Annotated in this window: 7 protein-coding genes; 4 read left to right on the top strand and 3 right to left on the bottom strand. The window is 71.4% G+C overall.

Annotation, left to right across the window (positions count from 1 at the left end):
* The first annotated feature begins 199 nt into the window (after nucleotides 1-199).
* Nucleotides 200-1384 carry an acetyl-CoA C-acetyltransferase gene (locus ACY45C_RS06915; RefSeq protein ID WP_462186806.1) on the top strand — a complete coding sequence of 395 codons (1185 nt, stop codon included), beginning with the start codon at nucleotides 200-202 and terminating at the stop codon, nucleotides 1382-1384.
* 26 nt (nucleotides 1385-1410) lie between these two features.
* Nucleotides 1411-1863 carry a cupin domain-containing protein gene (locus ACY45C_RS06910; RefSeq protein WP_462186805.1) on the top strand — a complete coding sequence of 151 codons (453 nt, stop codon included), beginning with the start codon at nucleotides 1411-1413 and terminating at the stop codon, nucleotides 1861-1863.
* Nucleotides 1864-1890: 27 nt separating this feature from the next.
* Here ACY45C_RS06910 and ACY45C_RS06905 read toward each other — a convergent pair whose 3' ends face one another.
* Entirely contained in the window at nucleotides 1891-3423 is a 1533-nt protein-coding gene (locus tag ACY45C_RS06905; RefSeq protein WP_462186804.1) for an ATP-binding protein, read from the bottom strand.
* A gap of 227 nt (nucleotides 3424-3650) precedes the next feature.
* Between ACY45C_RS06905 and ACY45C_RS06900 the strand changes: the two genes are divergently transcribed.
* Both ACY45C_RS06900 and ACY45C_RS06895 read left to right on the top strand, forming a co-directional pair.
* Nucleotides 3651-3974 (top strand): MTH1187 family thiamine-binding protein, encoded by a 324-nt coding sequence (locus tag ACY45C_RS06900; protein ID WP_462186803.1) that lies wholly within the window; start codon nucleotides 3651-3653, stop codon nucleotides 3972-3974.
* Between the two features lie 141 nt (nucleotides 3975-4115).
* The gene (locus tag ACY45C_RS06895; protein ID WP_462186802.1) at nucleotides 4116-5114 is read left to right on the top strand and encodes a tetratricopeptide repeat protein; all 999 of its coding nucleotides are present in this window, start codon (nucleotides 4116-4118) and stop codon (nucleotides 5112-5114) included.
* 71 nt (nucleotides 5115-5185) lie between these two features.
* Here the strand turns inward: ACY45C_RS06895 and glgB are convergent, their stop codons facing one another.
* Nucleotides 5186-7645 carry a 1,4-alpha-glucan branching protein GlgB gene (gene glgB / locus ACY45C_RS06890; RefSeq protein ID WP_462186801.1) on the bottom strand — a complete coding sequence of 820 codons (2460 nt, stop codon included), beginning with the start codon at nucleotides 7643-7645 and terminating at the stop codon, nucleotides 5186-5188.
* Between the two features lie 124 nt (nucleotides 7646-7769).
* Nucleotides 7770-9140: a maltokinase N-terminal cap-like domain-containing protein gene (locus ACY45C_RS06885; RefSeq protein ID WP_462186823.1), complete on the bottom strand. Its 1371-nt coding sequence runs from the start codon at nucleotides 9138-9140 to the stop codon at nucleotides 7770-7772.
* Nucleotides 9141-9447 lie beyond the last annotated feature (307 nt).

Here is a 9447-nt window from a genome sequence, read left to right as displayed (position 1 = left end):
TTGGCCGTCCCGCGGGTCCGGCTAGGTGTTTTTGTCCTTGGGGACCGGAATCGTGGCCCGGCATCTCGGGAATGATCACGTTATCGTGTCAGGGACGGCTGTTCTCGGGGCTGCCGCCACGAGACGACGCCACCGCAGGCCGTGTGCCGGCGCCGTCCCGGCCCGCCCCAAAGATCTTCCTGGAGATGAGGAGGCATCCATGCCTGGTTCCGTGATCGTGGCTGGAGCGCGGACACCGTTCGGGAGACTGTCGGGCGCGCTGAAGAGCTTCACCGCGACGGATCTCGGTGGCATCGCGATCTCGGGTGCCCTCGCGCGGGCCGGCCTGTCCGGTGACGCGGTCGATTATGTGATCATGGGGCATGTGATCCAGGCCGGCGCGGGCCAGATCACCGCCCGGCAGGCGGCGGTCGCTGCCGGCATCCCGCTGTCGGTGCCCGCCATCACGATCAACAAGGTCTGCCTGTCCGGCCTTGATGCGATCGCCCTGGCCGACACGTACATCTCCAGCGGGGAGTTCGACCTTGTCGTCGCCGGTGGGATGGAGTCCATGACCGGCGGCCCGCACCTGCTGCGCTCGCTGCGCTCCGGGGTGAAGTACGGCCGGGCCGAGCTGCTCGACGCCACCGAGCACGACGCGCTGTTCTGCGCCTTCGACCAGATCGCGATGGGGGCGAGCACCGAGCGGTACAACGCGGGGCTCGGCATCAGCCGGGCCGAGCAGGACGAGTTCGGCGCCCAGTCGCATCAGCGGGCCGCCGCCGCCATCAAGAACGGGCTGTTCGAGGACGAGATCGTCCCGGTCGCGGTGCCGCAGCGCCGCGGCGAGCCGCTGGCCGTCAACCAGGACGAGGGCGTGCGTCCCGACACCACCGCCGAGGTGCTCGCGAAGCTGCGGCCGGCCTTCGACGGCAACGGCACGATCACCGCGGGTTCGTCGTCGCCGATCTCCGACGGCGCCGCCGCCGTCATCGTGGCGAGCCGGGCGAAGGCCGAACAGCTCGGCCTGCCGATCCTCGCGGAGGTCGGTCACCACGGCTTCGTGGCCGGTCCGGACACCTCCCTGCACTCCCAGCCTTCGCGCGCCATCCTCGCGGTGCTGGCCAAGGAGCGGCTCACCCCGGCCGATCTCGGCCTCGTCGAGATCAACGAGGCCTTCGCCGCGGTCGTCATCCAGTCCATGCACGACCTCGGGATCGGCCCGGAGATCACCAACGTCAACGGCGGCGCGATCGCGATCGGTCATCCCGTCGGAGCCTCCGGTGCCCGGATTGCCCTGACCCTGGCCAACGAGCTGAAGCGCCGCGGCGGCGGGATCGGCGCCGCCGGTCTCTGCGGCGGCGGCGGCCAGGGAGACGCCTTGGTGCTGCGCGTTCCAGCGTGACGGCCGGCCTCGGGGAGGCTCCCGGGATGACCCGCATCGACGACCCCGCGCCGCCGGCCGGCGACTTGGTGCGGGAGCTCGGTCTCGAAGCACATCCCGAGGGCGGCTGGTACCGCCGGACCTGGGCCAGTCCAGACCAGATCGATGCACATGGCGGCTGGCGCCCCGTCATGACGTCCATCCTGTTCCTGCTGCGTCCGGGAGAGGTGTCCCGCTGGCATCGGGTGGCCTCGGCCGAGATCTGGCTCTGGCAGGGCGGTGGGGCCATCCATCTCACCCTCGGCGGGTCGGGCCGGGTGCCGGTCGCCGCCGACCGGCGGATCCTCGGACCCGATCTGGCCGCGGGCCAGGCGCCGCAGCTCGTCGTGCCGGCCGGCGAATGGCAGACCGCGGCCCCGCGCGACGGACAGCACGTTCTGGTCGGCTGCGTGGTGGCGCCTGGCTTCGACTTTCTGGACTTCGAGCTCTTCCCCGCCTAAAGCGCCGTTCGGGGCGGCCCGGTCAGGTCAGCTCGGGGCGGTCATCGCGGTGGTGAGCGCGGCTGCCGCGGCGACTAGGGCGCCGGGATCCAGCGGGATCTTCAGGACGTCCACGGCGCCGGCTCGGCGCAGGTGCGCCCGCTCGCGGGGGTCGGTGTCCTCGCTGAGGACCAGGGCCGGGATGACGCCGGCGGTCGGGTCCGCCGCGAGCTGGGCGAGCAGTTCGGCCGCGGTCGTGTCGGGCAGGTCCCGGTCGAGCAGGATGAACGCCGGCCGGGCCCCCCGCACCGCGTCGAGGGCGAGACCGGCGCGGGGAACGGTCACGGTGTCCGCGGCCAGGAAATCGGTGAGGGTCTCGGCGACCAGGGAACGCAGGGCGGGATCGCCGCTGACGTGCACGACCCGCAGGCCGCCGGGTGCGGGAGGACGGCCGAGGGCGACCGTGCCGGACTCGCCGGAGCGATAGGGGAGACCACCGTAACTGCCTCCGAACCCGCTGTCATCATCGAGATCCTCGAAACGCAGGTCGACCGCGTCGAGCACGACGGCGAACACGCTTCCCACGCCGTACCGGCTGGCGACGGTAAGCACCCCGCCCATCGCCGTGACCAGGGCGTGGGACAGGGCGAGGCCCAGCCCGCTGCCCTCGATTCCGCTGCGCTCGGCGCCGAGGCGCTCGAAGGGCCGGAACAGTCGGTCGATCGCCCGGGGGGAGAGCCCGGCGCCGTCGTCCTCGACCTCGATACGGATCCGCGAGCCGGTGATGGGCACGATGCCGACGCGCACGCTGCCGCCCTCCCGGCCGTACTTCAGCGCGTTACCGACCAGGTTAAGCAGGACTTGCCACAGGCGGCGGCGGTCCGCGTCGGCGACGAGCGGCAGCGCCGGATGGATCACCCGCCGGATGCTGCGCTGCGCCGCGAGCGGTTCGACGAGCTCCACCACGCCCTGGACGATGTCGAGGACGTTGACCGGCCCCTTGTTGATGTCCCCTCGGCCCGCGCGGAGCCTGGCTAGGTCCAGCACGTCATCGATCAACGCCTGCATGTGGCGGCCACCGGTGATGATCCGCTCGACGTCGTCGTGGAGGTCGGGGGTGAGCGGTTCGAGTTCCAGCAGCTGCGCGAAGCCCAGCATGGCGTTCAGCGGGGTCCGCAATTCGTGGCCGAGCCGGGCGATCAGTTCGTCCTTGGCCCGTGACTCGTTCTCGGCGACCTCGCGGGCGCGCTGGTCGCTGGTGTCCCGAGCGACGACGACCAGCCCGCCCTCCGGGTCGACCCGGACCGTCACGTGATGGGGCACGGTGGCCCCGGCCAGGTCGACGAGTCCCACCGAGCCACGCCACTGCCCGGTCCGCCCCAGCGCGGTCGTCACCGCCTCACCGAGAGCGAGGCGGAACGCGGGGTCGACGACGTCGACAAGGTCGCGCAGATGGGGGACGCGGGGAACCCGGTCACCGAGGAAGGCACGGGCGGCGGCACCCATGTCGGTGACACGACCATCCGCGCCGATGACCACAGCCAGGTCCGTCAGCGCGTCGAGCAAGATGCGTGACCCCACCTACGCCTCGTTATCCGTCTTCTTCCACCCCACGGCGGGCAATGGTAGGGCGTACCGTCAGAGACCGTTGTCCCGGGTTTGCTCAACTGGATCGCCGGCCGGTTTTCCCGCGACGTTTCGTGACATGCAAATAGCTTACCGACGACCTCGGTGCATCGGCGTAGCAGGGTAGTGGCCCTGCGTTGTTCGACGCGCGGTGAGCGGACTGTCGTGATAAGTCTGACCGCATGCTTGTTGCCTTCAGTGTCACGCCCATCGGTCAGGGCGAGGGGGTCGCGGATCTGGTCGCCGAGGCGGTCCGGGTGGTGCGGGCCAGTGGGCTGCCCCATGAGACGACCGCCATGTTCACCACGATCGAAGGCGAGTGGGACGAGGTGATGGACGTCGTCCGCCGGGCCACCGAGGCGGTCTCGGCCCGCGCTGGCCGGGTGAGTCTGGTGCTGAAGGCCGATCTTCGCCCGGGAGTCACCGACGCTCTGCACACGAAGGTCGCCGCGGTCGACCGGTTGCTGGCCGGGGACGAGACCGGCACGGACGTCACTGATCGTTGACCGCCGGCCGCTGCCTGCCGGCCGCTGCCCGCAGGCCCGGATTGGGGATCTGGGTCTGACCCTGGGCGAGGCGGACATGAGGACCGGGAAAGTCGTCCGGTGCCGAGTCCACGGACCGGAAGCAGATGCCACGATGGAGGCATGCAACGTAGGCCACCAGTCCCATCCAGATCGCCGCGCGGTGCGGGAGGCGCGGGAGGCGCGGGACGTCTGCCCGAAAGCCTCGGCGGTCTGCGCCTCGCCGGCGCCGTCCCGCTCGACCCCAAGCCGGCGACCCCGCCTCCCCCCGCCAGTAGCGCCGCCACGGCCGCGCCGGACGCCCGTCCCGGCGCGCCAGCCGGGCCCGTGGTCATCGACGTCACCGAGGCGAGCTTCGCCACCGACGTGGTCAGCCGGTCGATGCAGGTTCCCGTAGTGCTGGACTTCTGGGCCTCCTGGTGCGGCCCGTGCAAGCAGCTCAGCCCGATCCTGGAGAAGCTCGCCGCGGTGGACGGCGGCCGGTGGATCCTCGCCAAGATCGACGTCGATGCGAACCCGGGCCTCGCGCAGGCCGCCGGCGTGCAGGGCATCCCCGCGGTGAAGGCGGTGATCGGCGGGCGGATCATCGGGGAGTTCACCGGCGCCGTGCCCGAACGGGAGGTGCGGAGCTGGCTCGATCAGCTGCTCTCCCTGGTCGACGAGGCGATGGGCGGAGTCCCGGGCGCGGCAGCCGCGGGCGGTCCCGCCCGTGACCCACATGTGGCGGCGGCCGAGGCGGCGCTTGCCCGTGGCGACTTCGACACCGCGGTCGAGTCCTATCGCATCCGGCTCACCGAGGCGCCCGCGGATCCCGAGGCCCTGACCGGGCTCGCGCGGGCCGAACTGCTGCGCCGGGTGCGTGGGTACGATCCGGTGGACATCCGCAACCGGCTGGCGGCGAATCCGGACGACGTCGAGGCCGCGGTCGCCGCGGCTGACCTGGGCATCGCGCAGGGAGCCGTGGCCGGGGCCCTCGCTGGTCTCGTCGAGGTCGTCCGCCGGACGGCGGGGCCGGAGCGGGAAAGGGCCCGAGCGCACCTCGTCGGGCTGTTCCAGGCGTTGGGTGACGAGGAGCCCGCGGTGGCCCCGGCCCGACGCTCCCTGGCAGCCGCCCTCTTCTGAGCGTACGGTAGTCGGGTTGTGGGGAGCCAGGCACGGTCCAGGGACCGCAGACCGTGCTCAGGTCCCCACATTCACTGGCCGGCAGAAACCCCGAACGGCGTCCGGTGCGGGGAGAGCCAGATGGCCCCGAGGGGCGGCAGCGTCAGGGTTGCCGAGGCGTCGAGACCGTGATGCGGCTCCTCGACAGCCTGGACTGAGCCGAGATTGCCGATGTTGCCGCCGCCGTAGCGGTACCCGTCGGTGTTGAGTATCTCGCGCCAGCGTCCGGGGAACGGCAGCCCGATGCGGTAGCCCTCGTGCCCGATGCCGGCGAAGTTGGCGACGCAGGCCAGCACGCCGCCCGCCGGGTCCTCGCCCGACCAGCGCAGGAACGAGAAGACGTTGTTCTCCGCGTCGTTCGCGTCGATCCAGGAGAAGCCCGCCGGGTTGGCGTCGTGTTGGTACAGGGCCGGGATCGTCCGGTAGAGCCCGTTCAGGTCGCGCACGAGGTCCGCGACACCGGCGTGGGCGGGATCGTCCAGCAGGGGCCATTCGAGGGACGCAGACTCGTTCCACTCGTTGTCCTGGGCGAACTCGCAGCCCATGAAGAGCAGCTTCTTGCCGGGATGCGCCCACATGTAGGCGAGCAGCGCCCGCAGGTTCGCGCGCTGTGCCCAGCGGTCGCCGGGCATCTTGCGTAGCAGTGAACCTTTGCCGTGGACCACCTCGTCGTGGCTGAACGGCAGGATGAAGTTCTCCGAGTATGCGTACACCATCGAAAAGGTCATCTGATGGTGGTGGTACATGCGGTGGATCGGCAGCCGGGAGTTGTAGTCGAGGGTGTCGTGCATCCACCCCATGTTCCATTTGAAGCCGAAGCCCAAGCCGCCGAGGTGGGTGGGGCGGGTGACCCCGGGCCACGCGGTCGACTCCTCCGCGATCATCATTGCGCCCGGGAAACGGCGGTAGACGGTGGCGTTGGTCTCCTGCAGGAACGAGACGGCATCGAGGTTCTCCCGGCCGCCGTGGATGTTGGGCAGCCAGCCACCCTCCGGCCGGGAGTAGTCGAGGTACAGCATCGAGGCGACCGCGTCGACGCGTAGTCCATCGATGTGGAATTCCTCGAACCAGTACAGGGCGTTTGCCACGAGGAAGTTGCGTACCTCGGGGCGGCCCAGGTCGAAGACGTAGGTACCCCAGTCGGGCTGTTCACCGCGGCGTGGATCTGGATGTTCGTACAGGGGGGTGCCGTCGAAGCGGCCCAGCGCCCAGGTGTCCCGGGGGAAGTGCGCCGGCACCCAGTCGACGATCACCCCGATGCCGGCGCGGTGCAGCGTGTCCACAAGGTGGCGGAACTCGTCGGGGCTGCCGAAGCGGGCCGTCGGGGCGTAGTAGGCCGACACCTGGTAGCCCCAGGAGCCGCCGAAGGGATGCTCGGCCACGGGCAGCATCTCCACGTGGGTGAAGCCGTTCTCGACGACGTACGCGGTCAGCTCCTCGGCGAGTTCCCGGTAGGACAACCCGCGCCGCCAGGAGCCCAGGTGGACCTCGTAGACGCTCACCGGCTCGGTGCGCCAAGCCGTCCGGGCCCGCCGGTCGAGCCACGCGCCGTCATTCCAGGTGAAGTCGGAGGCGAACACCACGCTCGCGGTGGCCGGCGGCACCTCGGTGTGGAACGCCAGCGGATCCGCCTTCTGCCGCCAGATCCCGTCGAAGCCGAGGATTTCGTACTTGTACCGGGCGCCGGTGCCGGCGCCGGGGACGAACAGCTCCCAGATCCCGGAGCGGCCGAGCGAGCGCATCGGGAAGGCGCGCCCGTCCCAGAAGTCGAAGTCGCCGACGAGCCGAACCCCCCGCGCAGAGGGGGCCCACACGGCGAAGCTGACCCCGGTGACCGTGGCGCCGCCCGGCGTCGTCAGCGCGCGCGGATGTGCCCCGAGCACCTTCCAGAGCTGTTCGTGCCGGCCCTCGGTGATCAGATGGAGGTCCATCTCACCGAGGGTGGGCAGGTGCCGGTAGGGGTCGTCGACGAGGTACGAGCCGTCCGGGTAGGTCACCTCGATGCGGTAGTCGGGCAGCACTCCCGGCACGGCCACGCCGAACACCCCGCCGCTGTGCAGCCGGGTGGCCGGGTACCGGGCCGGCCCGACGAGGACGGTCACGGCCCTCGCATCGGGGCGCAGCACCCGCACGACCGTGGCGTCGCTACCGGGATGCGGGTGCGCCCCGAGCAGCGTGTGCGGGTCGTGATGCGCCCCGCTGACCAGCCGCTCCAGGCCGTCCCGCTCCAGGCCGTCGTGGGGCAGGCCGACCGAAGGGGCGACCGCGACTGCGGGCGGGGCCGCGGGCGGGGCCGACGGCACGGCGGGATCGTCGGCGGTCTGTCCAGGCTGGGTGGCGGCGGACGAGGCGTCGCAGTCCGCCAGCGCCACCCGGCCACCGCCGTTGCGGACGGCGGTATCCACCCCTCCGGGGTTCGGTCGGTCGGGGGCGAGCCCGGTGGCCAGGCGTCCCGTCCGCGCCGTGCCGTTGTTGACGTCGCCGTTGTTCACTGGGACACCCCTGCCTCTCTGCGCGATGATTTTTTCGGGTCTTCTGTCGGGTCTTCTGGCTGATCCGCGCCCGGGCGCCGGTACCGCTGCCGGGCGGCCGCCGCGGCCCGGGGCGGGCCGTGGCTCACCCCGCCGACGGGCTGGACCGGGTCAGTCGTCCCACCGAGGACAGCGGGATCCCGATCCACCCCGGTCGGTGGCGGGCCTCGTACAGGATCTCGTACACGGCCTTGTCGAGCTCGAACGCACGCAGCACCACGGCATCCTCACGAGGATCGCGGCCGGCCGCGGCACCGTAGCCCCGGCAGAACGCCTCCCGGTTGCGATCTGCCCACTCCTGGGCGCGGTAGGCCAACGACGGCTCGTCACCGCGTTCGAGCAGCATCGACCGGGCCGCGTAGTCGAACGAGCGCAGCATCCCGGCGACGTCGCGCAGCGGCGACTCCAGCCCCACGCGGTCGGCGACCGGGCGGACCGGCTCCCCCTCGAAGTCGAACAGCACCCAGCCCGAGTCGACCCGCAGGACCTGACCCAGGTGCAGATCGCCGTGCAGCCGTTGGAAGGGCCGGGGATGGACGGCCTGCGCCGACGTCCCCGTCACCTCGTCGTAGCTCTTGCGGATCGCCGCCTCGAAGGGACGCAGCTCGGCGACGGCCTCGACCGCCGCGTCCAGCCGGCCATGCAGGTAGGTCACCAGGGACCGCAGGGCGTCGGCGGTCGCGAGCCTCGTTGGCAGCGTCCGGGCGAGGTCGGCGTGCACCTCGGCGGTGGCGGTACCCAGCCGCTCGGCCTCCGCGGCGAAGTCGCCGCCGACCTCGTCGGCGTGCAGGTCAGCCTCGGCGTACAGGTCGCGCACGCTGGCCAGCGCCAGCCGCCAGCCCTCGGTGCCGCTGCGCAGGTACTCCTGGAGGAATCCGAAGGTGGTCGGTGTCCCGTCGACCCGGCCGGAGTACCAGGCGACGGGGCGGGCCACGTGCGTGCTGCCCGCCTCCGCCAGCGCCCGGGTCACCTCCAGATCGGGGTTGACGCCCGGCCAGAGCCGCCGGAACACCTTGAGGATGTAGGCGTCGCCGTAGACGATCGAGGTGTTGGACTGCTCGGCGCCGACGGTGTGGGCGGGCAGGATGCCCAGTGGTTCCAGCGCCTCGGCGACGAGGCCGTCGCGGTGTGTCGACCGGCGGAGGAAGCTCAGCAGGGCCGAGCTGCCATCGGGGTCGTGCAGGCCGTCGTAGACCAGGCCGCCGGCACTCTCGCCGATCAGAAAGCCCTCGTGGCCGAAGGGCGCGTCCGAGCGGATGACCACCGGAACCTGGTAGTGGTCCGACGGGCCGTGGTCGTAGTCGACGTCGACGACGAGCAGCCGTAGCGGTTCGAAGACCATGACGTCGTGGCGGATCCGCAGGCCGCCCCCGCATCTGCCCTTCCCGGCGAACCATCGCTGCCGGGGGAGCCACTCGCGCAACAGGCCGGTCAGTTCCGCGTGGTGGTCACCCATCATCGACCTCCCGGTGCCCGTCCTCAACGATCATTATGCCAGCTAACCTAACGTCGACTGCCTCGATAGCAGCCTTTCGCCCGACCCGGGCCGGCCGCGCGTCGTCCAGGCGGTTCCGGTGCTCCTTGACTGTTCCTTGACCGACGGTCCCCGACGGCCTCCGTTGCCCCGGTCCGTTGCCCCGGTCCGCCCAACGCGGCTAGTACTCCAACCCGACTTTTGTGATCAGTTGCGGCCCGTGGGCTGACGGTGGGCGGCCGACCCAGCTCGCTCCGACGCAGGTCAGGACACGAGGAAGCCATCGGCG

The organism is Frankia sp. CcWB2, assembly GCF_977927585.1.
Note: the sequence above shows the minus strand (reverse complement) of the source record. Positions and strands in the feature narration are given on the sequence as shown.